Annotated in this window: 12 protein-coding genes and 1 pseudogene; 11 read left to right on the top strand and 2 right to left on the bottom strand. The window is 44.5% G+C overall.

Going from position 1 to position 24132, the window contains the following annotated elements; all coding sequences use genetic code 11:
• The first annotated feature begins 134 nt into the window (after positions 1–134).
• The 10 genes from E7588_08780 (at position 135) to E7588_08735 (ending at position 19899) form a co-directional block, all read left to right on the top strand.
• Positions 135–1463 (top strand): hypothetical protein, encoded by a 1329-nt coding sequence (locus E7588_08780; protein ID MBE6689347.1) that lies wholly within the window; start codon positions 135–137, stop codon positions 1461–1463.
• A 158-nt stretch (positions 1464–1621) separates the two neighbouring features.
• Complete coding sequence (locus E7588_08775) at positions 1622–2632, top strand: hypothetical protein (protein ID MBE6689346.1); 1011 nt, start codon at positions 1622–1624, stop codon at positions 2630–2632.
• Between the two features lie 632 nt (positions 2633–3264).
• Entirely contained in the window at positions 3265–4161 is an 897-nt protein-coding gene (locus E7588_08770) for a DMT family transporter (protein ID MBE6689345.1), read from the top strand.
• A 231-nt stretch (positions 4162–4392) separates the two neighbouring features.
• Entirely contained in the window at positions 4393–7584 is a 3192-nt protein-coding gene (locus tag E7588_08765; protein MBE6689344.1) for an S-layer homology domain-containing protein, read from the top strand.
• A 215-nt stretch (positions 7585–7799) separates the two neighbouring features.
• Positions 7800–11003 carry an S-layer homology domain-containing protein gene (locus E7588_08760; protein MBE6689343.1) on the top strand — a complete coding sequence of 1068 codons (3204 nt, stop codon included), beginning with the start codon at positions 7800–7802 and terminating at the stop codon, positions 11001–11003.
• A gap of 244 nt (positions 11004–11247) precedes the next feature.
• Positions 11248–14448, top strand: coding sequence for an S-layer homology domain-containing protein (locus tag E7588_08755; protein MBE6689342.1), 3201 nt, complete (start codon positions 11248–11250; stop codon positions 14446–14448).
• Positions 14449–14645: 197 nt separating this feature from the next.
• Positions 14646–15797: an ROK family transcriptional regulator gene (locus E7588_08750; GenBank protein MBE6689341.1), complete on the top strand. Its 1152-nt coding sequence runs from the start codon at positions 14646–14648 to the stop codon at positions 15795–15797.
• Between the two features lie 26 nt (positions 15798–15823).
• Positions 15824–17479, top strand: a complete 1656-nt coding sequence (locus E7588_08745; protein MBE6689340.1) for a glutamate--tRNA ligase — start codon at positions 15824–15826, stop codon at positions 17477–17479.
• Between the two features lie 11 nt (positions 17480–17490).
• Entirely contained in the window at positions 17491–19137 is a 1647-nt protein-coding gene (locus E7588_08740; GenBank protein MBE6689339.1) for a glutamine--tRNA ligase/YqeY domain fusion protein, read from the top strand.
• A 39-nt stretch (positions 19138–19176) separates the two neighbouring features.
• Positions 19177–19899, top strand: a complete 723-nt coding sequence (locus E7588_08735; GenBank protein MBE6689338.1) for an alpha/beta hydrolase — start codon at positions 19177–19179, stop codon at positions 19897–19899.
• Positions 19900–20222: 323 nt separating this feature from the next.
• On the opposite strand, the pseudogene secD reads toward E7588_08735, so the two are convergent.
• Positions 20223–22426: pseudogene (secD, locus tag E7588_08730) on the bottom strand (protein translocase subunit SecD).
• Between the two features lie 111 nt (positions 22427–22537).
• On the opposite strand from secD, the gene E7588_08725 reads away from it, so the two are divergent.
• Entirely contained in the window at positions 22538–22741 is a 204-nt protein-coding gene (locus E7588_08725; protein ID MBE6689337.1) for a hypothetical protein, read from the top strand.
• Positions 22742–22856: 115 nt separating this feature from the next.
• Here E7588_08725 and E7588_08720 read toward each other — a convergent pair whose 3' ends face one another.
• Complete coding sequence (locus E7588_08720) at positions 22857–24131, bottom strand: sn-glycerol-1-phosphate dehydrogenase (protein ID MBE6689336.1); 1275 nt, start codon at positions 24129–24131, stop codon at positions 22857–22859.
• Position 24132: the final 1 nt, after the last annotated feature.

Here is a 24132-nt window from a genome sequence, read left to right as displayed (position 1 = left end):
TGTGGTTGGAGCCTTCTCAAAACCATCGAGTGGTAGGAGTTGTTAACCAATCCACAGCATCTAAACAATTATACCATAGTTCTTGGAGAGGAACTCTAAAAACTACTACATTTATTATACGAGGAGTAGTTATTATGTTTGAATTTGGTTTTTATGAAAAGGAAATCACACCGCCATTAGGCTCAGGAATTCCAGGATATTTTAATATACGGAGAAGTTGTGATGTTTTAGATAGACTTTATGCAAGAGCAGTTGTAGTAAAATCAGGAGATGAAAAGCTTGCTATTCTTTCCATAGACGGTCTCCATCCCAAAAAAGATATATGTGCCGGTATAGCAAAAAGAATAACTGCGTACACAGGAATTGAACGTAAAAATATAATGATTGCCTTTACGCATGCACATACTGCAATACCCTTTAGATTTGAAGGAATTGCTTTTGGTGATGATGAGATTGTTGCAGATTCAATAAAGGGGTATATAGATGTATTTACAAGAGTAGTTGCAGATTGTGTGACCCTGGCAAATTTAAGGTTGAAAAAGGCATCTGCATATTTTGGTAGGGGAGAGGTGCACGGCATTTCTTTCTGTCGTGATTATTTTATGAAAAATGGCACACCACAGACGAACCCGCCCAGAACCAGCCCGGAAATCGTTGGACCGGTTACAGAGTCTGACAAAGAACTGCCGGTTCTTATGATAAAAGATGAAGTGAATACCCCCATGGGTGCAATTATTGGCTTTGCTTGCCATGCAGATTGTGTTAGCGGTGAAAAACTTTCCGGAGACTATATTTCCGTGTTATCAAAGGAATTGAAAAAAACCTACGGAGAAGACTTTGTAACGATATTCCTTTTGGGATGCAGTGGGGATGTAAACCATTTCGATGTTTCCAAAAAGTCAGATGCTGAGGACCATTATGTTATAATGGGTAAAAAATTAACTGCCGAAGCTATAAAAACAGCAGAATGTGCAAAAGAACTGAAAGAAACAAAAATAAGCGCACAGCTTGATTACATAACCATTCCCCGCATTGAAGTGGAAAAAGAAAAAATAGAAGACGCAAGAAATGCCATAGCCACAATAAAAGAGAAAAAAGACGTTAAAATTTCTGCAGATAATACCGATCCTGAGCAGTATAAACTCGCAATGGCAAAAAGACTCGTTAACTTTTTGGATTCAACACCAGAAAGCTTTGATGTTCCTGTTCACTGCATTCAAATAGGTGAATTTACGATTTATGGTTTCAATTCTGAAATATTTACAGAATTTGGGAAGATTGTTAAAAAGGGTGACGGAACAGGAATAAATCTTGTTGCAACACTATGTAATGATGCAGTTGGCTATGTTCCTACTCGTGACATGTTTTACGATACAATATACGAATCCAGACCCGGTTCAAGTCGCCTCGACAAAGAAGCAGGGTATATTATGGCTGAAAAATTAATTTCTATGAAGAAATAATTTTTCTCCTAACCTGACACGAACTTGACATTGAAAGGCTTTGCATCTAAACCGTATGCCTCGCAATAGCATTGCGAAAGCAACGCAGCTAAAATAAATTGTAAAGTCTTTATAGACCGGAAAATATCGAAAATAATGTAACAAGGAGTGTTAAACAAATGATTTCTAAAGCTTTCAGGGGAGAGGTATGGACAAATACACATCCGGATATTATGAAAGAAATAATGAGGGTTAATGAACTTGAGGTGGATGGAAAAGTCGGTAATGACAGCTTTTCTCAAGCTGCAACTGATTTAATGCAAAAAAACTTTAATGATGAAATTCGTGTTGTGTATACGGCAAACGGAACAGCGGCTAATATTGTAGCACTAAAAAGCATGTTAAGCAGATGGGGGTCTGTTCTTTGTGAGGAGCATGCCCACATAAATACATATGAGTGCGGTGCTTTTGAGAGCATGTTAGGTAATAAAATTCTTGCTTGTAAAGGTGAAATGGGAAAGTTAACCCCCGATGTGCTTTCTGATTATTTGCAAGGTATCAAAAATTACAAATATATACCGCAGGTAATAGTAATTACTCAACCTACAGAATATGGAGTATTATATACAAACGAAGAAATCAGGTCAATCTGCGAATTTGCACATAGCAGGGATATGTATGTTTATATTGACGGAGCAAGACTTTCCAATGCGCTGGAGGCACTTGGTACAAGCATTACAGAAATGATAGAAAAAAATGATGTTGATGCTTTTTCTTTTGGAGGCACGAAGGCAGGGGCTATGTTTGGAGAAATGGTTGTTTTCAGAAAAAGCGAACATTTTATTGCGCTTGATTATCTGCAAAAGCAAGCTCTGCAACATTTAGATAAATCTAAATTTCTTGGTGTTCAAATGGAGTATCTTTTAAAAACTGAGCTATGGAAAGAAACAGCGGGACATGCGAACAAATATGCAAAATACTTGGAAAAAGGACTTATTAAAAAGAGAATACAGGTCTATTATCCGGTAGATACGAATGCAGTTTTTTGTGTGTTGAACGAAAATCAAGTGGAGTCCGTAACTAAAAAATATGATATTTCTTATTGGGACAAAAAAATTAATCTTGTAAGAATGATTACAACTTTTTCTACAAAGCAAGAGGATGTTGATGAAATTTTATCTCTTTTATAAACAGACTGTTTGTTAAGAATCCGGCGGAATCGGCTTGGTCGTCGATAAATGGTTATCGTCTGCAACCATCGCCCATAAAGGAGAACTTTTTTTGGTACGCATCTAAACCGTACACGTCGCAATGCAAAAAAAGACTGGCATCCAGATTATACAGTCTTTATATGATGAATTCACTGTGTGAATTCATCAGCGATATAAATTCCTGACGGAATTTGCGATATACCTTGCGGTGCGATATATTACTTCGTAATGCGATATATTTTTGAATATCCTCGCCAAAGGCGAGATATGTCAAAAATGAAAAGGAATTTATATCATATCGCAACCGAATGAAATGAGGTTATATCGCATTTGGTAACAAATATATCGCACGAGCGTAAGCGAGTATATCGCTAAAAGCTTGGCATCTAAATCGTTCCCGAATTCTATAATGATTTCATCGAAGATGAATTCAGCGATATTAATTCCTGTCGGAATTTGCGATATACCTTATGGCGCGATATATTACTTCGTAATGCGATATGTCCCTTCGGGACGAGAACAAAGCGAGTATATCGCCATTAGTTGGCAGCTGAATCGTACACTGATTCTACAATAGGGCAATATAACAAGATTTTTAAGGAGTAAATGAAATGGGATATCTGTTTCTGGCACTGGCGCTTCTGTGCGGAGTGACAAAAGGCTACTGCGGTAAAAAGACCAGCGGATACGTAGAGGGCTTCGGCGACGCAATGTTTACAAATACCGTGCGCATGGTATTTTGTATAATTATCGGCGCGGCAATGATGCTTTTCGGAAAGATAAATGTGCTTGACGCTTTGGATGGCGGAATTATCCTGATTTCCGCATTTTCCGGTATAACAACCTCTGTTTTTGTTGTCACCTGGCTTGTTTCAGTCAAAAAGGGCGCATACATGATGCTGGATGTGTTTCTGATGCTGGGTGTTCTTGTGCCAATACTTCTCAGCTTTGCTCTTTTTGGTGAGCCTGTAAGGCTGAACCAGTGGATTGGACTTATTGTGCTTTTTGTTGCGGTGGTCATAATGTGCTCTTACAATAATTCGATCAAGGAAAAAATCACCCCGTTTTCTTTTTTCCTGCTTGTACTCAGCGGTGCGGCAAACGGACTTACAAGCTTTTCTCAAAAGCTGTTTATAAAGAGCTATTCGCACATTCCCGTGTCGGTTTTCAATTTCTTTACATACGTTTTTTCTGCAATTGTGCTGGCGGTATTCTTCTTTGTTTTCAGAGCAAAAGAAAACAGGGAAAAAAGGAAAGGCGTATTCGGTATCAGAAAAATTCTGGGGTACGTACTGGTCATGTCGGTGTGTCTGTTCCTTAATTCCTATTTCAGTACGCTGGCGGCGGCGCATCTTGATTCCGCAACGCTGTACCCGCTTAATCAGGGAGCTGCTCTGGTTCTTTCTTCTCTGATGTCGGCTGTATTCTTCAAGGAAAAGCTGACAGGAAAGTGTATAATCGGGCTTTGCCTGTGCTTTGCGGGGCTTATAATAATAAATGTTTTGTGATTTTTTTAATGCCGAAAGAAGCTGTTTTGCACAGCTTTTTTGCGAAACAGAGAAAAATTTATTGACGATATGCACAAAAATTAAGGCGAGTTTGGGCGGAATATTACATTTATTTTGGTTTGTTTGCTGAAAATGGTTTTTTCGTTGCGCCTAAGATTGACTTTTTGCATCTTGTATGGTAAAATTTCAGCATAAAACATGGTGTTTTAATATTAGTTAAGGAGTAGAAACATGAAAAAACTTTTAGTACTTTTCACACTTCTGTCTGTGCTTTGCGGCATAGTTTATGCGACAGAGCCGGGTTATGTTTTCATGCCTCATGACGGTTTCCAGTACATGGAAATGGTTGTCAGCGGCGATAGTGATTTCACCTATACCAAGGGGTACGGAACATTGACCGTTATTAAGGATATTGACGACAAAAATAACGGCGACCCCTTTGTCTGGCTCAATACCGAGCTGAACTCGGAATATGAGTGGATAAAGTTCCGCATCCGTAACCGTTCCGAGGCCACTCAGTTTGAATTTCACTTTGCGTCTCCCGCAACCGATAATGCTGTTGCGGCACAAAGCTGTACACACTTTCCGATAACCTCTAATGATGCCGATTTCAAGGAATATGTCTATAATATAAAGGAAGCAAATATCGCTTCTCAGAGCGTAAACGGCGTAAGCCTTGAAGAATCCGTATGGAGCGGTATTATTTCCCAGCTTCGTTTTGACGGCATGTGGAAGGCTGAACCCTCGGGTCAGATGCCCAAGGGAAGCAGTATGGATTTTGATTATGTTGCATTCTTCAAGACCAAGCAAGAAGCGGACGCTTACACAGGTCCTCAAAAGATTTCCAGAGACGAAATGGAATGGGATAAAAACAGCCCTCACTTCATTTTTGATAATGAGGATGAAATTTCCAAATGGTCTGCCGACGGTTGCTCCGCAAGCCTTGAGGGCGGTAACATGAAGATGGTCCCCGGAAGCTGGGACCCCACTCTTACCCGAGTTATGGACGAGCCCTTCAATACAGCAGATTATCCCTTCTTTGCATACCGCTACAAGGCGTTTGCAAGAGGTGTTAATTCCGGCGGTTTATTTATCCGCACGGATTCCGTCCCTTCCTTTACGGGCAAGGCATTTACCTCCTGGTCGCTCAATACAGATGACCAATGGACCGACATCATTATCGACATGAGAGAAGAACCGCACGGTGCATGGACGACAAATCTCAATGCAGTACGCCTTGATGCCATAAACGGACAGGTTCAGGATATGAACGCGGCTGTTTATGTTAACCGTCTGGGCTTCTTCAAAACAAAGGAAGAGGCTAAGATATTCCTGGCGCACGCAAAGACCGATTACAGCCAGACCTCCAGCTACAGTGACGCGATGTTCAAGGCAATAATTCCCGGCGGTGTTCTCAGCGACAAATCGGGAAGAAGTGACTTTGTTCTTACTTCTACTCAGCCCGAGGGTACCGGAACTGCGGCTCCCGTCGTTATGTACACCGCTAAGGATGGTATAAAGAGTATTGTTGCGCTCAGCAATGTTGCCGAAAGCGGATACATTACCTATGTCGCAAATAAGCCCGGCAGCTACACCATGGGCTACAACCATAAGGATTACGTTGACATTGCAGGGCACTGGGGTGAAAATTACATCAACTTTGTTTCCGACCGTGCGCTGTTTGGCGGTACAAGTCCCACTGAGTTCAGTCCCGATATGACTATGACCAGAGGTATGTTTATCACCGTTCTTGGCCGTATGCACGGGCTTGATGTTTCCGCTTACGGCACAGATACCGGCTATACCGATGTGAACCCCAACGAGTACTACGCTCCTTACATTAAGTGGGCAAAGACCGAGGGTATTATGGCAGGTCTCAGTGACACAATCTTTGCACCCGAGGAGCCTATTACACGTGCAACCATGGCGGTTGTAATCAAGAACTACATTGATAACAGCGGATTTAAGTTTACCGCATATTCCGAAACAGAGGGCTTTAATGACCTTGACGGTCTTGACGAAGCATCCGTAAGTGCTATCAATACCGTTAAGAATGTCGGTATCGTAGGTGGCAAAGGTGAGGGCAGATTCGATCCCCACGGCATTTCCACCCGTGCCGAGGTTGCTACCGTTATGGAAAGGGTTATAAAGGCTGTTCTGGGTGTAAATCTTCCCGTCGGTGCAAAAACTCATGAGCAAATTACCCGCGACCGTCTGCGTATAGGTACATGGCGTTTCAACAGTGCATTTGCTACTCCCGAGGGTATGAAGGAGCTTCGTGATCTGGGTGTTGACCTTATTGTTCACGGCGGTGCTACCTCAGGTGCGGGCGTTGCCAGAGATACACTTCTCAACTACGCCGATGTTTACGGCATTGAGGTTTACATGCAGGACTACTACACCGTAATCACCTCTAACGAGGAAAATGTAAATAACTTCATTGCGCAGAGCGATCCCAAGATCACTGCTGCACCGTACGCACATCACCCATCCTTTAACGGACACTTTATTATTGATGAGCCCGGTACCGATGATTTTGCGGCTCTTGGTAAGGTAATTGACGACTACGAATCCCAGATGCCAGGAAACCGCGCGTTTGTAAACCTGCTTCCCATGTATGCAAATGCGGCGCAGTTGAAATACGGCGCAGGCGCGGCGGCAATTGAATATTACGATTCAGACCCCGATCTGTACAAGAAACACTGTGAGCTGTGGTTTGCTACCAATAATACAGATTATATCTGTACCGATATCTATCCTCTGCTTGCAAACAAAACATATGACGAGTATGTTGAGTCTATCAACCAGATAGCTACCGTTGCACGTGATGTTGGAAAAGAGTTCTGGTGCTGTATTCAGGCTCATACCTGGGCATCCAGCCATCGCAATCCTACCGAGGCCGAGGTTCGCTGGCAGTGCTACTCCTTGCTGTCCTTCGGTTGTACTGCACTTCTTCTGTGGGACTATGTGGGCAATGCAAACTATCCGGGTATCATGAACCCCGCAACACTGGAAAAGACCGACAACTACTATGCATGCCAGCCTGTAATGTGGGAAATGAGAGAGCTTTCCGATACCTATATTCAGTATAAGAATGTGGGTGCATTTACTCATAATGCAATCAAGAAGTATCAGCAGATGAGCAATGAATATACCGGTTTTGATGCTATCAAATCCATTGAGTCGGAAGAATCCTTCCTTATCGGATGCTTTGAAAAGAAGGACGGAAGCGGTGCTGTTGCATTTACCATTGTTAATATGGAAGAGCTGCTTAAAGAGGCAGGTGCACAGGCTGTTATTACACTTGACCCCGCAAAGAAGGTTACAGTGTACGAAAAAGGCAAGCCTACCGTTGTTGAAAATGACGGAACACTTGAATTGACCTTTGAATGTGGCGACGGTTATTTTGTAACAATAGAATAATTTGAATCATTTGGAATGAGAGGAGCTTTTTGCTTCTCTCATTCGTCGTTCTGCACAATATCAAAGATGCAATTTGTGAGAATTAACGAAATTATTTTTTACAATGCAAAAAATAATATTTTCGTTTGAAATGTTGTAGATTTATTAACATATTGTTGATATAATAAAACTGTAAGTGGCACACGATGCTGCAAAAATAAACAAGGAGAAGACTTATGAAAAAATTTTTATTCGCAATTGCACTGTTAATTGTGCTGTCTGCAATCGCTTTTGCGGCTGAGCCGGGCTATTTTATAGCACCTTCGGCAGAAGAGGGCTTTGTGGCTGATGCGACAATCGGATGCAGACTTATAGTAACCGATACATACCTGCGCGTTACATCCACCGGCGACCTTAACGAGGGATCGGTCGGTGACCCTTATTTCGTAATGAACACCGAACTTGATTCAAAATACGAATGGATAAAGCTTCGCATAAAGAATCTGTCCGATGCGCCCGTTTTTGAGTTTCACTTTGCATCGACTGCAACAGGGGACAAGGTTACCGCATCCAGCTGTACACATTTTCCTATCAGTACAAAGGATAGCAGCTATAAGGAATATATTTTCAATATCAAGGAACACAATCTGGCTTCACAGAATATCAATAACGATGTAAAGCTGGAAAATTCCACATGGGACGGAACTGTTTCGCAGGTTCGCTTTGACTGTATGTGGATAGCCGAGCCTTCCGGTCAGGTGCCCAAGGGCTCTGTAATGGAAATCGATTATATCGGATTTTTCGAGACCAAGGAGGATGCCGAAGGATTTGTGCCCCCTGCAAAGGTGGTTAAGAATAATGCGGATTATTCCGGCGTTGAGTGGGATAAAAACAGCCCACACTTTATAACCTCTGATGAATCGGAGTCAGATAACTGGCTTGCAAGCAGTTCTTCTGTTGCTTATGAGCTGGGAAATCTCCGTCTTACTCCCACCGGTATCGACCCCACTCTCACAAGAGAATTTGAAGAGCCCTTCAAGGCAGAGGAATATCCTTATTTTGCATATCGCTATAAGGCTATAACAGAAATAAACCAGGGTGGATTCTTCTTCACAAACCAGTATCAGCCCAAGCTTTCTGATGCTACATACAGTGAGTTTGATATAATGTATCCCGGCGAGTGGACCAATCTTGTTATGGATATGCGTACCATGAAGCACGGCAATTGGAAGGGCGATATCAACCTCATGCGTCTGGACCCCGTTAACAGCAGTAGTGCCGATATGGCAGCAATTATTTATATCAACCGTCTGGGCTTCTTCAAGAGCGAGGAGGAGGCATACGCTTTCCTGCATGAAGGCTCCTCTGAGGATTTCAGTACCTCTGCGGAATTCAGAGGCTATATGTATAAGGCTCTTATTCCCGGCGGTTCGCTTTACGAGGGCTACAAAAAGGATGACTTTATCCTTTCAAGCATCACTCCCGAGGGTGAGGGCACTTCCGCTCCCGTGGTTTACCGTACCGAGGCAGACGGAACAAAAAGTCTTGTAGCATTGGGCTATACCAACGAAAATGGTTATACATCTTATGTTGCAAACAAGGCGGGCGAATATACCCTTGGCTATAACCACAAGGATTACACCGATATTGCAGGTCACTGGGGCGAGGGATATATAAACTTCGTTTCCGACCGCGCACTGTTCGGCGGTACAAGTCCCACCGAATTCAGCCCTGATATGACCATGACCAGAGGAATGTTCATTACCGTTCTGGGACGTATGCACGGACTTGATACCTCCAAGTATGACGGCAATACAGGCTATGGTGACGTTCCCGCTACCGAGTATTACGCCCCATATATTCAGTGGGCGAAGAAAAAGGGTATCATGGCAGGTCTGAGCGACGTGACCTTTGCGCCCGAAGATCCCATCACCCGTGCAACAATGGCGGTTGTAATCAAAAACTATGTTGACAACAGCGGATTCAAGTTTACCATTTATTCCGAAACCGAGGGCTTTAACGACCTTGCAGGTCTCGACGAGGCTACCGTAAACGCTATCAATACCGTTAAAAATGTAGGTATTGTAGGCGGTAAGGGAGAAGGCAGATTTGATCCCAACGGCATTTCCACCCGTGCAGAAGTAGCTACCGTTATGGAGAGAGTTATAAAGGCTGTTCTGGGCGTTAATGTTCCCGCAGGAGCTTACACCAACGAATATATCGCTCGTGACCGTATACGCCTTGGTGTATGGAACTTCACAAGTGCTCTCGGAACACCCGAGGGTATGAAGGACCTTCGCGACCTTGGTATTGACCTTATTGTTCACGGCCCCGGCGGTTCTACCGGAGATGTTGTCCTCAACTATGCCGATGTATACGGTATTGAGGTATACATGCATGACTACTATACTCTTAACGCATCTCCCAAGGATGTTGATAAATTTATTGAAAATACAGATCCCAAGGTGGTTTCTGCAGGATATTCACATCATCCTTCCTTCTCGGGTCATTATATCACCGACGAGCCCGGAACGGATTACTTTGCGGCACTTGGTAAGGTAGTGGATGACTATGAAGCACAGATGCCCGGCAAGCGCGCATTTATCAATCTGCTTCCCATGTACGCAAATGCAGCTCAGCTCAAGTACGGTGCTTCTGCGGCGGCAATCGAGTACTATGATGCAGACCCCGATCTTTACAGAAAGCATTGCCAGGAATGGTTTAATTCCACCGCCACCGATTACATCTGCACCGACATTTATCCTCTCAACTGGACAGGTGCCATGAAGACAACATATAACAACTATGTTGAATCCATAAACCAGATAGCTTCGGTTGCACGCGAGGCAGGAAAGGAATTCTGGTGTTGTATCCAGACCTACGGATGGCAGGCTAATAAGCGTACTCCCGATGAATCCGAGTACAGATGGCAGTGCTACTGCATGCTGTCCTTCGGATGCACAGGTATTCTTCTGTGGCAGTATTACAGCAGTAATCCTCAGTTCCCGTCCCTTGTAGATAACATGACTCTGGAGCCTACTCAGGCATATTATGACTGTCAGCCTGTTATGTGGGAAATGAGAAACCTTTCCGATACTTACATTCAGTACAAGTATCTTGGCACCTATACTTTAAATGCAACCAAGCCGTACCAGAAGATGACGAATGAATACACCGGCTTTGACGGCATAACAGTAGAATCTGACAGTGCTCTGCTTGTAGGTTGCTTTGAACAGAAAGACGGCAGCGGTGCAAAGGCGATGACCATTGTAAATATGGAAGAATTTGAAGAATCACTTGCTGTATCAGCAAATCTCAAGGTTGACCCTGCTAAGAAGGTTACAGTCTATAACCGTGCCGAGCCTAAGGTTGTTGAACACAACGGTGAAATTGAGCTTTGGCTCAATTGCGGCGACGGATTGTTTATAACCATCGAATAATTAACAAAAAACAAAAAGGACACTTTTACAAAGTGTCCTTTTTGTTTTTTTTATCTAATGCATACAAATTATGGTGTGTCCGCTTCGCAATATGCACAAAAGATTCTGGAATGTTGAAAAGACAGCAATATGTTTTTTGGGTTTTGCGCCGAAAATGTGCTTTTTGTTGCAAAAAGATTGACATTTATATTTGTGTGTGATAGAATTTTAGTGTAAAAAAATATAATGTTATAAGGAGAAACACATGAAAAAAATCTTACTTTTTTCACTGCTTGCGGTGATACTGTGTACTGCTGTTTTTGCGGCACAGCCGGGTTATCTGTTTGCACCAAGTGATCTCAATCGTGTCGAGTATTCTAATCTCAGTAACGATTGCATCTTGCAGTATGGAGACCGTTACCTTAAAATTGTAACCGTTGAAGGTCCTGCGGAAGGTACCAACGGCGACCCTTTCATAGTTGTTGATACGGCACTTGATGCCAAATATGAGTGGATAAAGCTGCGCATTAAGAATATGTCGGATGCGAAAATGTTTGAAATGCATTTCGCGTCTGATGCCACCGGCGGAAGTATTGCAGCTGAAGCTTGCACTCATTTTCCCATTTCCGCAAGAGATACCGAGTATAAGGAATATATTTTCAACGTAAAGGAATATAATCTTGCTTCTCAGAATGTTAATGCCGACGTTAAATTGAGCGAATCAGCCTGGAGCGGCAATATTTCCAAGGTGCGTTTTGACTCTATGTGGATTGGCGAGCCTTCGGGTCAGATGCCCAAGGGAAGTGAAATGGAAATCGACTACATTGCTTTCTTTGACTCCAAAGAGGCGGCTGAGGCTTACGTTCTTCCCGAAAAGGCTGTAAAACAGCCTATACAGGCGGCTGAAAGCTGGGATGCAGCCAGCCCCAACTTCATTTTTGACAATGCTGACGAGGTTTCAAAGTGGGTTCCTGTTGGTGTTTCCGTTCAGTACGAGCTAGGCAACATGAAGATTGTTCCCACAAGCGTCGATCCTCAGATGACCCGTTCCTTTGAAACACCCTTTGCGGCTAATGATTATCCATATTTTGCACTTCGTTATAAGGCACATACTACCATTCCGAACGGCGGATTTTTCTTCATAACCGATGAGGTTACAGGCTTCTCGGGAGTTACTTATACCAACTACGATATTGATATAAGCAACAAGTGGACCAATGTTATTATGGATATGCGCGAGCAGGAACACGGAAATTGGAGAACCAACATTCACCACATCCGTCTTGATGCGGTTAACGGCACAAAGGATGACGGCGACACTCAGATGTACATCAACCGTATGGGCTTCTTTAAGAGTGCCGAGGAAGCAATGGCATTCCTCAGCGAGGGCGGCGGAGATGATTTTTCCAAGACCACCGTATTTACCGATATCGACTATAAGACAATTATTCCCGGCGGAACCGTAACCGACTCCATTAACAAAAACGAGTTTTTGCTTCAGAACACTCAAGCAGACAAAAACTCCGTTGTCACCTACACCGACGCAAACGGCAAACAGAACATTGTTGCACTCAGCTACACCAATGACTACGGCTACACCTCCTACGTTGCAAACAAGCCCGGTACATATGCAATAGGCGCAAATCATAAGGATTATGTTGATATTGCAGGACACTGGGGCGAGGGATACATAAACTTCGTTTCCGACCGTGCGCTGTTCGGCGGTACAAGCCCCACAGAATTCAGCCCCGAGGTCACCATGACCAGAGGAATGTTCATTACCGTTCTGGGACGTATGCACGGACTTGATACCTCCAAATATGACGGCAACACGGGATATGGCGATGTACCCGCAGGCGAGTACTATGCACCCTATATCCAGTGGGCAAAGGCTGAGGGTATTATGGCAGGTCTGAGCGATGTGACCTTTGCACCCGAAGATCCCATCACACGTGCAACCATGGCGGTTGTAATCAAAAATTACATTGACAACAGCGGATTTGAGTTTACCGCATACTCAGAAACAGAGGGCTTCAATGACCTTGCCGGCCTCGACGAAGCTACCGTAAACGCCATCAACTCCGTTAAGAACGTAGGCATTATAAACGGTAAGGGCGCAGGCAAGTTTGACCCCAACGGTGTTTCCACCCGTGCCGAGGTTGCCACTGTTATGGAAAGAGTTATAAAGGCCGTTCTGGGTGTTAATGTTCCTGTCGGTTCTTACACTAACGAATATATAACCCGTGACCGTATCCGTCTGGGTGTATGGAGCTTTGAGGGTGCTTTTGCTACCGAAAAGGGCATGAAGGAGCTTCGCGATCTGGGTGTTGATGTTATTCTCAACGGAAGCGCAACCGCTTCTGCTTCCACCAGAGATACAGTGCTTAACTATGCCGATGTATACGGTATAGAGGTTTACATGACCGATTACTATCAGTACGAAAAGGACTATGTCAACGTTCCTTCCGTTATTGAAAACTCCGATCCCGTAAAGGTTGCCTCGGGCTATTCCTACCATCCGTCCTTTGCAGGTCATTATATAACCGACGAGCCCGGTACGGATAACTTCCCGCTGGTTGGTTCTCTGACTGATGACTATGAGGCGCAGATGCCGGGAAAACGTGCATATTCCAATCTGCTTCCCATGTACGCAAATGCGGCACAGCTCAAATACGGCGCAGGTGCGGCGGCAATTGAGTATTATGACTCTGACCCCGACCTGTACCGCAAGTATTGCCAGGAATGGTTCAACAACACTTCTACCGATTATATCTGCGTTGATATTTATCCCTTCAACTGGGAAGGTACATTCAAGACCACCTACCGTGATTATGTTGAAAGCATCAATCAGGTTGCTACCGTTGCACGCGAGGCAGGAAAGGAATTCTGGTGCTGCATCCAGACTTACGGATGGCAGGCTAACAAGCGTACTCCCAACGAGTCTGAGTACAGATGGCAGTGCTACTGTCTCTTGTCCTTCGGATGCACGGGTATTATGCTGTGGCAGTACAGAAGCAACCCCGAATTCCCCGCACTGGTGGATGTAGGTACTCTGGAGCCTACCCAGGCATACTATGACTGTCAACCGGTTATGTGGGAAATGAGAGCGCTTTCCGATACCTTTATTCAGTATAAGAATCTCGGTGCTTTCACACATAATGCTGCTGCATCTTACCAGAAGATGAGCGGCGAATACACCGGATTTGATACTATCAAGTCTGTTACATCCGACAACTCTCTTCTCATCGGATGCTTTGAAAAGAAGGACGGAAGCGGAGCAACTGCATTTACCGTTGTAAACATGGAGGAATTCTACAGCGAGGCATCTGCTTCGGCAGTTATCGGCGTTGACCCTGCAAAGAAGGTTACCGTTTATGAAATGGGCAAGCCTGTTGAGGTTGTCAATGACGGTACTATTGAGCTTATGCTTGAGTGCGGTCAGGGTGTATTCGTAACCGTAGAATAAACGGTTATCCGCAGGGTGCAGTCTGCACCCAAAAGCAGTACAGCGTGAAAATGTAATAAAATAATCATAACGGCAAGGCTTTTAATGTGGCTTTGCCGTTATTTTATTTGAATTTCCTCATTGCTATGTATTGACAAAATACGCGATTAATGATAAAATATAGTGGATAGTAATTATTTGAGAATGGAGGCAGAAAGTTGTTAGAAAATCATGTTGGTAATGTTCAGCTGATGCAAAGGCTCAACAGACTTAAGGTTCTTAATATAGTGCGCAAGCACACCACAATTCAACGTGCCGATATTGCCAGACTTTCGGGGCTCAGTCTTTCTTCCGTAACAAATATAGTAAATTATCTTATGTCACTGGGGCTTATCCTGGACAGTGCGCGTGAAACCGAAATACACGTAGGACGCAAGGCGGCGATTCTTGAGTTCAATTATGCTGCGTACAAATTTGTTTGCTGTGCCGTTACGAAGAGCGAGATAATCACGGTATTGTGTGGTCTGGACGGCAGAATTTTTGACAAATGTCAAGCTGATATTCCCGACGGAAATGAAATAGAGGACGTTATTTGCCGTCAAACCATGGAAATAATCAATCGAAACGGCAGAGACCGTGTGTTGGCGGTAGGAATAGCTATTTCCGCAATGGTAACGGATGGCGGAAACACAGTGTTCTCATCTTCACTCGGATGCAGTCTGCACGGTTTTTACGACAGAATTATAGCTAAGGTGCAGCTCCCCGTGATTGTAGAGAATCTTAGCATAACCAACGCCGTATATTATGCAGATAAAAAAAGGTTCATCGATAAAAAGAATCTTTTGTTTATAGATTTTATAGGCGGAATAGGCGCTGTACAGCTTTTCTGCGGAGAGGTAAACCGTGCTTTCGCAGGTGAGATAGGGCATACCACCATTGACCCGCACAGTGACGAAATGTGTGTTTGCGGTAATCGCGGATGCCTTGAAAGGCTTTGCAGTGTTGAACGTCTTATGCGACTTTCGGGCGCGCATACCATTGATGATTTGGTGGAAAAATACAAAACGGGCTTCAAGCCGGCGGTTGATGCGGTGAAGGAATGCATGGAATACCTGGGTATTTCGGTTGCAAACCTTGTCGATACTCTGGGACCCGACAGAATTATACTTAACGGTGCCGATATTTTTGACAGTCACGAAATTTATGAGCTGTTTATTTCCAATGTCAAGAACCGTGCATACGGAAAGCTGGTTGAAAAAACATCCTTTACCCTTACACACATCGAAAATGTCGAAGTTATATGCGGAATGGCGCTTCATCTTTGCGATGTGGTGTTTGACATATCTTTTGATAAAGGCATAATAGAATAAAATAAACTGATATAAAGAGGAATAGTATGACACAACAGGAAAGAAATGAATTAGCCGAGCTTTTGTATCCAAAAGCTACTCTTACAACAGACGAGGTTGAACGTATGTTCCCCAAGCGTCAGCTTCCGGAGGGCGCAAGGGTAACACGTATGGCGCCCAGCCCTACGGGCTTTGTGCATTTCGGAAATCTGTTCCCGGCGCTTACCAGTGAGCGTCTTGCTCACCAGAGCGGTGGTGTTATGATTCTCAGAATAGAGGATACAGATGCTAAGCGTGCGGTAGAGGGTGCGGTTGAAATAATAATTAACTCTCTTAAGCACTATAACATTATCTTTGACGAAGGCGCTACCATGACCGAAGACATAGGTATCTACGGTCCTTATTACCAGAGCAGACGCGCCGAAATATACCAGGCTTTTGCCAAAAAGCTTATCCGCGAGGGTAAGGCATATCCCTGCTTCTGCACTGAAGAAGAGCTGGAACAGCTCCGCGCACAGCAGGAAGCTTCCAAGGAAAACTTCGGTTACTACGGAAAGTTCGCAAAGCACCGCGATATGAGCCTCGAAGAAATAAAAGCTGAACTGGCTCAGGGCAAGCCTTTTGCACTTCGCTTCAGAAGCGAAGGAAGCCTTTCCAATAAAATTCCCTTTGATGACATTATAAAAGGTCATATCGAGGTTACCGAAAACGACATTGACCATGTGCTTCTAAAGTCCGACGGTATCCCAACTTACCACTTTGCGCATGCTATTGACGACCACTTTATGGGCACTACCCATGTAATACGCGGCGATGAATGGCTTTCCACACTTCCGCTGCATCTCCAGCTTTTTGATGCACTGGGCTTTGAAAAGTTGAAATATATGCATATTTCGCCTCTTATGAAAATGGACGGCGATTCCAAACGCAAGCTTTCCAAGCGTAAAGACCCCGAGGCGGCGCTGACCTTCTATCAGGCACAGGGTTATCCCGTGTTGGCAGTGCTCGACTATGTTATGATGCTTCTTAATTCCAATTATGAGGAATGGCGCATTCAGAATCCTGCTGCGCCATACACCGATTTTGAGTTCAAGGCTGAGAATATGAGTGTTTCCGGCTCGCTGTTTGACATTGTAAAGCTTAATGACGTAAGTAAGAACATAATAAGCACCATGACATCACAGCAGGTTTATGACTATGTTGCCGACTGGGCTGATGAATATGACAAGGACTTTGCCGCACTTATAAAATCCGATAAGGACTACGCAGTTCGTATCTTCAGCATAGGACGTGGCGGCGAAAAGCCCCGCAAGGACCTTGCAATGTGGAGCGAAGCCAAGGCATATATGGGATTTTTCTACGACGAGCTTTATGAAATCACCTGTGATTTCCCTGAGAACATCTCTAAGGAAGACACAAGAAACATTCTCGAAAGCTACAAAAACATTTACGTTCAGGGCGAAACTCAGGAGGAATGGTTTGGCAGAATTACTGCTCTTGCCACCGAAAACGGCTTTGCCGCCAAGCCCAAGGAATACAAGAAGAACCCCGATGCATATAAGGGACATGTGGGTGATGTCAGCATGATACTGCGCATTGCCGTTTCCGGCAGACAGAACTCTCCTGATATGTATGAAATAATGGAAATACTGGGCAAGGAGCGTGTTATCGAGAGAATCGACAACGCACTCAAGGCTCTGTAAGAGGTGCAAAAATGGAAGAGATTAATAACTTTATACACGATATAATCGATGCTGACCTTGCCGAAGGTAAGGTTAACGAAATTCATACACGTTTTCCTCCCGAGCCTAACGGTTATCTTCACATCGGAAGCGCTAAGGCTATATGGATAAACTCCGGTACAGCGCAGAAGTACGGCGGTAAATTCAATCTGCGCTATGACGACACCAACCCTGCCAAAGAGGATGACGAGTACGTAAAATCTATATATGAAGACCTTACCTGGCTGGGCGCAGTGCCCAACGGCGGTGTTTTTTACGGCTCTGACTATTTTGATAAGTGCTATGAGTATGCCATAAAGCTTATTAAGGACGGCAAGGCGTACGTGTGCGACCTTGATGCAGATCAGATGCGCGAATACCGCGGAACCCTTACCGAGCCGGGCAAGGAAAGCCCCTACCGCAATCGCAGTGTGGAGGAAAACCTTGAACTGTTCGAAAAGATGAAAAACGGTGAGTTCCCCGACGGTTACTGTACTCTCAGAGCTAAAATCGACATGGCTTCCCCAAATATGAATATGCGCGACCCTGCCATTTACCGTATTTCCCGTGCTGAGCATCACCGTCAGGGAAACAAGTGGTGCATATATCCTCTTTATGATTATGCACATCCTATTCAGGATGCATTGGAGGGTATTACTCACTCTCTGTGTTCTTTGGAATTTGAAAACCACCGTCCTCTTTATGACTGGGTTGTGGATAATATCGGCTTTGAAAAGAAGCCTCATCAGTACGAATTTGCACGCCTTAATGTTACCTATACCGTAATGAGCAAGCGCTATCTGCGTCAGCTTGTTGAGGAAAAGATAGTTGACGGCTGGGATGACCCCAGAATGCCCACTCTTTGCGGTTTAAGACGCAGAGGCTACACCGCTCAGTCTGTCATCGAATTTGTTAAAAAAGCAGGTGTTGCCAAGGCATACAGCCTTGTTGATATAGGACTTCTGGAATTCTGCATACGCGACGAATTGAACCTTACCGCTCAGCGCCGTATTGCAGTTATGGAGCCTCTTAAAGTGGAAATAACCAACTATCCCGAGGATAAGGTGGAATACTTTGAAGTTTCCAACAACCCCAATGACGAAAACGCAGGTACACGTAAGGTCCCCTTCACGCGCGAGCTGTATGTTGAAAGAAGTGACTTCCTGCCCGAAAAAGCTCCTAAGTTTTTCCGTCTGTATCCGGGCGGTGAGGTGCGTCTTATGGGCGCGTATATCGTAAAGTGCGAGTCCTTTGACACCGACGAAAACGGCAATGTCACAAAGCTTTACTGCACTGCGGATATCGAAACCGCAAACGGCAATCCCGCCGACGGCAGAAAGATAAAGGGAACTATTCACTGGCTGAGTGCACAGCACTGCATAGACAGCGATATTATGCAGTATGACCGTCTGTTTACCGTTGATAATCTTACCGTTCTTCCTGAGGGCAAAACCTACGGCGACTATCTCAACAAGGATTCCGCAATAAAGCTTACCGGCTGTAAGCTTGAAGAGTCGCTTAAAGACGCAAAGCCCGGTGACAAATTCCAGTTTGTTCGTACCGGTTATTTCTGCAAGGACACCAAAAACCCCGATACTTTCAACAGCATTGTATCACTTAAAGAAAGCAAAAGTAAATAATGTGACCCAAAAATTATATACATTAAAGGAGATTTTATTATGTTGAGCAAGTTTAAGTACAAGGAGTTTTATTTTGAGGAACGCAAGGCAATAATCTACTATCCCAGCTGTGAGCCCAACGGCAGAATGCTTCTGAAAACCGAATATCTGTGTGCATTCCCCAACTTTGATGCGGCAATGCTGGACAGAGGCTATCATCTTATCCACATTTTCAAGGAATCCTGCTGGGCACCGGATTACGAAACCGAAAGAATGGCAAGATTTGTAAAGTACTGCGCAAATGAACTTAATGCCTCCGAAAGATGTGTTGTTGAAGGCATGAGCTGCGGCGGCTTGCAGGGCGCTAAGCTTGCAGAGCTTCATCCTGAATTGGTTGCCGTTCTGTATCTTGATGCGGCGGTTCTCAATATTCTCAGTATGGCAGGCCTTGGCGAAATTAAGTGCGATGAGGCGGATATGGTTTATATGTGGCGCGAGCTTGTTGCAGCTTACGGCGTGAACCGCTCCACTATCATCAACTTCAGAAAGAGTCCAATTGATAACATGGCTCCTTTGATAGAAAATAATATCCCCGTTATCATGCTTTACGGCGCGGCCGATAACACGGTTGTTTATGAGGAAAACGGCAAAGTGCTGGAGGATTACTACAAGGAACACGGCGGTACAATCAAGGTTATTGCAAAATCTATGTGCAAGCATCATCCCCACGGTCTTGATAATCCCGCACCTATTATTGAGTTCTGCGAAAAGCACTACAAATAAAACCTGAACATAATAAAAAGCAAGAGTGAAAATTCACTCTTGCTTCAGACTCCCGAGAAAGTCGTGATACCGCGACTTAAAAAAATTATATTTCAAAAAGACGAAAATAAATTAAAGAACAAATTAACAGCAGGTGATACATCGAATATCACCTGCTGTTTGTCGCTTTTTGCCGCTTCAAGCCCTGTCGTACCTTTGTACGCCGACAGGCTTAAATCGGCAAAATATCCCTGACTTTTCGAAAGTCTCACAGTGTGTCGATAGTTTATCGACACACTGAAGCAAGAGTGAAAATTCACTCTTGCTTTTTTCTTTTGAACAGATTATCTGTGGTGCTTTTTCTTCTGCCACATTACCCACAGAGGGCAGGCAATGAAGTTGGAGGAATAGAAACCGGAAAGCATACCCACAGCCATGGGAAGCGCAAAGTTCTCAATGGACTGGATGCCGTTGAGGAATGCGAAAACATAAATAACGGTAATTGCCGCGATGGTGGTGAAGGCTGTACCGATCGAACGGGACATGGACTGCGTAATGGAAAGATCCATCAGGTCTTCAACCGGCATTTTTGCGGCGATACCTGCGTTTTCACGGATACGGTCGTAAATGATAATGGTGTTGTTGATGGAGTAACCGATAATTGTAAGCATAACTGCTACGAAAATATCACCAACCGGAATCTTGAAAATAACGAAGGTGGAAAATACCATAATGCAGTCATGGATCAGAGCAAGAACTGCCATAACACCTGCAGAAAGACCGGAAATCTGCTTAAATCTGAACCAGATGTACAGAACTATCAGAATGGAAGCCAGTACAATAGCGATAATACCGTTACGCAGGAAGCGCGCACCGATGAAAGGTTCAACGATGTTGGTTTCGCTCAGCTCAAAGCCGTAATCCGGATAAGCTTCCATAATAGCCTTGTGGAGAGTGTCCTGTTCTTCTGCGGAAAGACCATCGTTGCCTGCAAGGTTGAGAACCAGCTTGGAATGGTCGGTATTCTCGTCGGTTGCCTGAACGGTAACGTTTCTGGAAAGAGTTTCGTTAACAAGCTTTTCGATGGAGTTTTTCTGCTGTGCATCAAGCTCGCCGTCGTAAGCGTATTTGATGATTGCACCGCCCTTGAACTGAATGTCAACGTTAACGCCGTTGATAAACAGTGCTGCAACGGAAGCGATAATGAGAACGATGGAAACGATAAAGAATATTTTTCTGCTCTTAAAAACTTTCAATGTCTTTGTATTCATTTTGCTGCCCTCCTGTTACCATACAGAACTGTGGATTGGAACGGTTTGTACAGGCTGAGAGATGTAACCATAAGGCGGGAAGCCAGAATGCCTGAAACAAAGTTGAGGATAACACCGGTAAGCAGTGTGTATCCGAAGGAGTAGATAGAGCCGGAACCGAATATCATAAGAACGATAGCAACTATCATGGTAGTTACGTTACCGTCGAGGACCGCGGTAAACGCACGTGCGTAACCGTTCTTTATAGCGGCAACGAGGCTCTTGCCAAGTCTCAACTCTTCTTTGATACGTTCTGAAATAATGATGTTTGTGTCAATGCCCATACCCAGCGCAAGAATGATACCTGCCATACCGGGCAGAGTAAGAGTGATCTGAGGAACTGAAATGAACAGAATCTGCAGAATAAGCTGAGAGATAAGACCGAGGCAGGCAACAAAGCCGGGCAGACGGTATCTGATCAGCATGAACAGCGCAATAATCACAAATGCGATAGCACCTGCGGTGAGCATTACGTTAAGCGCACCTGCACCAAGGGTGGGGCTGATGGTGCTGTAATTGGAGGATTCAAGTGCAAAGGGGAGAGAACCTGCGTTGATTTTGTCGGACAGTGCCTTTGCTTCTTCATAAGAGAAGCCGTTGGTACCGCCGGTAATCTGTGCCTGACCGCCTGCGATAGCGGTTTCAACAACGGGAGCGGAGATGAGGTTTTCGTCCATGTAAATACCGATCTGCTTACCGATGTTTGCGCTTGTCGCTTCGTAGAAAAGGCTTGCACCCTCAGAATCAAATTCCAGACCTACGGCATAACCGATATTAGCCTGCTGAACGGTACTTCTTGCAACGTTCTTACCCTCGAGAACAACGTTGTTTGCGCTGTCGCGGAAGGTGAGCATTGCTGTTTCACCCAGCTCGGCGATGGCCTGCTGAGGATTAAAATTGCTTTCACCGGATTTCCAGGGGAAACGAACGAAGATTTCCTTGTTCACTTCGTCAACCGTTATTTCACGGTCGAAAATGTTCTGGTTGTCCATTCTGGTTTCGATGATGATTCGTGCGGATTCCAGCTCTTCAAGACTTGGATCGGGATTGGGGTTTTCTTCGGTGGCCTTTGCTTTGAATACTGCTTCAACGCCGCCGCGTATGTCAATGCCGAAACGCATATCCTGTGCGCCCTTAAGGTCGAGAGAGCCAACCTTGAAGCCACATACCGCGATGGAAAGAAGAAGCAGAATAACAGCAATTACCAGGAAAAATGTCGCTTTGTTGATGTTTTTCATAATTGCTCCTTTATTTTTAAATATTTTTTAGCGTTGGTGTATGGTTGAATCGCCGGTTACTTCATTCCGTCCGCATCCATAAGGAATTTAATCCTTAAGTCTGTGGGTTTTATGAATAAGCTTATGAAAATTGTCATAAGCGTTATCAGTATTATGGAAATGAGACTTAATTTATTAAGTGAGAAAGGCAGACCTCTCAAAAGATATATCCGCGATGACGGGGGAGCGAGAGAGGTACTTTCGCTTATGGGCGGAAGAGCTGCAGAGGCACTTGCAAAAGTCACATATGATGTGACAGATAAAGAAGCCTCATAATCGTCACTTGAGGAATCAAAGCCGAAAATTACGACCGCCAAAGCGCACACGAAAAGCGCGGCAGTAAAACATATTTGCTTTTTCATGTGCTCACTCCTTGAGTTGATAAATGAAATTAAGCTTTGTAGTCTGTGGGATAGTCGAACATCCATCTCAGTCTCATGATATTAAGACGGTGTCTCATGAATGGATGGAATTTATACGCCAAAGCGCAAAGCTCAGGGGTAACTGCAATTTCCTCGATGGTTGTAACCGCGCCTGCACGCTTGAAAAGGTCAACCAGGGTGTCGTAGTCGGGCAATTCCTCTTTGATTATATTGCGTATCTCGGGCCATTTTTCTTCAAACAGCTTGGGGTCGACCTCATCTGTTACAGTGGGAGTGTTAAGCTTCATCATGTCGACGGAAAGGTTGGGACCGTATGCATCCCTGATCTCTTGCCAGTCGAGATTTTCCTTGTGAGCCTTTATGGATTCAAGCTTTGCCATTTCGTGATAGGTCTTAGCTACAATCAATGTGGCAACACCCACTTTTTTGCCATGGTAGTCTGAAATATGCCCCTCTTCCAGCTTTTTGCTTTCCCAGAAGTGGGAAATTATGTGCTCGCAGCCGGATGCCGGACGGGAAGTACCTGCCATTTTCATGGCAATACCCGTAAATATAAGAGCCTCCATAACTGCACCGGCACTTTCTTCGTTTTCGAGAGTGATTTTGTCCGCCAATGAAATTATGCGTCTTACAGCTTCACGTGTCAGATTTGCGATGTTTTCGCAGTAATACTCGCCTGTGAGTATGTTGGATACGCGCCAATCCACAAGTCCCACGCATTTTGCAATCATATCTCCGAAGCCGGCGGCTTTAAGCTCGACGGGAGCGCTTGCCAGTATTTTTGTGTCGGCAATAATGATTTCAGGCTGCTTTGCGGGACAGGTCAGCTTGAACGCGCCCTCGGTAATGGGGGAGGAGTCGGAAGCGTAGCCGTCCATTGATGGAGCAGTGCCGAAAATAGCAAATCGCTTACCCTGGCGTGCAGCGGCATAACGGCAGATATCGTCCACCGAGCCTGTGCCTATTGCAAGAATTGCATCCACATTGGGGCAAAGAGCCTCTATCTCCTTTACCTCGCGTATATCGGCAGTACGCATGTTATCGTAAATTCTGGCATCGAATACAAATCCGTGTGCCATAAGATTGTCAAGAATACCTTTGGATACGCGCATAGCGTTGTTATCGGACACGACAAGTATGCGTTTAGGAAAATCGTACTTTTCCAGAATCTCGCCCACCTTGTTAACAAGACCGCTTGCTATTTCGACGGCCTTGATGTCAACGGTGTGGGTTCTTCCGCAAGGACAGTTCTCGGTGCTTTTGAGAATTTGTGAAAGATCCATT

The sequence above is a fragment of the Oscillospiraceae bacterium genome (genome assembly GCA_015065085.1).
Taxonomy (GTDB): Bacteria; Bacillota; Clostridia; order Oscillospirales; family SIG627; genus SIG627.
This window is presented reverse-complemented; position numbering and strand designations above follow the sequence as displayed.

Coding starts and splice junctions, on each gene's coding strand:
- E7588_08780 (MBE6689347.1), top strand. CDS start 135: ATGTTTGAATTTGGTTTTTATGAAAAGGAAATCACACCGCCATTAGGC.
- E7588_08775 (MBE6689346.1), top strand. CDS start 1,622: ATGATTTCTAAAGCTTTCAGGGGAGAGGTATGGACAAATACACATCCG.
- E7588_08770 (MBE6689345.1), top strand. CDS start 3,265: ATGGGATATCTGTTTCTGGCACTGGCGCTTCTGTGCGGAGTGACAAAA.
- E7588_08765 (MBE6689344.1), top strand. CDS start 4,393: ATGAAAAAACTTTTAGTACTTTTCACACTTCTGTCTGTGCTTTGCGGC.
- E7588_08760 (MBE6689343.1), top strand. CDS start 7,800: ATGAAAAAATTTTTATTCGCAATTGCACTGTTAATTGTGCTGTCTGCA.
- E7588_08755 (MBE6689342.1), top strand. CDS start 11,248: ATGAAAAAAATCTTACTTTTTTCACTGCTTGCGGTGATACTGTGTACT.
- E7588_08745 (MBE6689340.1), top strand. CDS start 15,824: ATGACACAACAGGAAAGAAATGAATTAGCCGAGCTTTTGTATCCAAAA.
- E7588_08740 (MBE6689339.1), top strand. CDS start 17,491: ATGGAAGAGATTAATAACTTTATACACGATATAATCGATGCTGACCTT.
- E7588_08735 (MBE6689338.1), top strand. CDS start 19,177: ATGTTGAGCAAGTTTAAGTACAAGGAGTTTTATTTTGAGGAACGCAAG.
- E7588_08725 (MBE6689337.1), top strand. CDS start 22,538: ATGAATAAGCTTATGAAAATTGTCATAAGCGTTATCAGTATTATGGAA.
- E7588_08720 (MBE6689336.1), bottom strand. CDS start 24,131: ATGGATCTTTCACAAATTCTCAAAAGCACCGAGAACTGTCCTTGCGGA.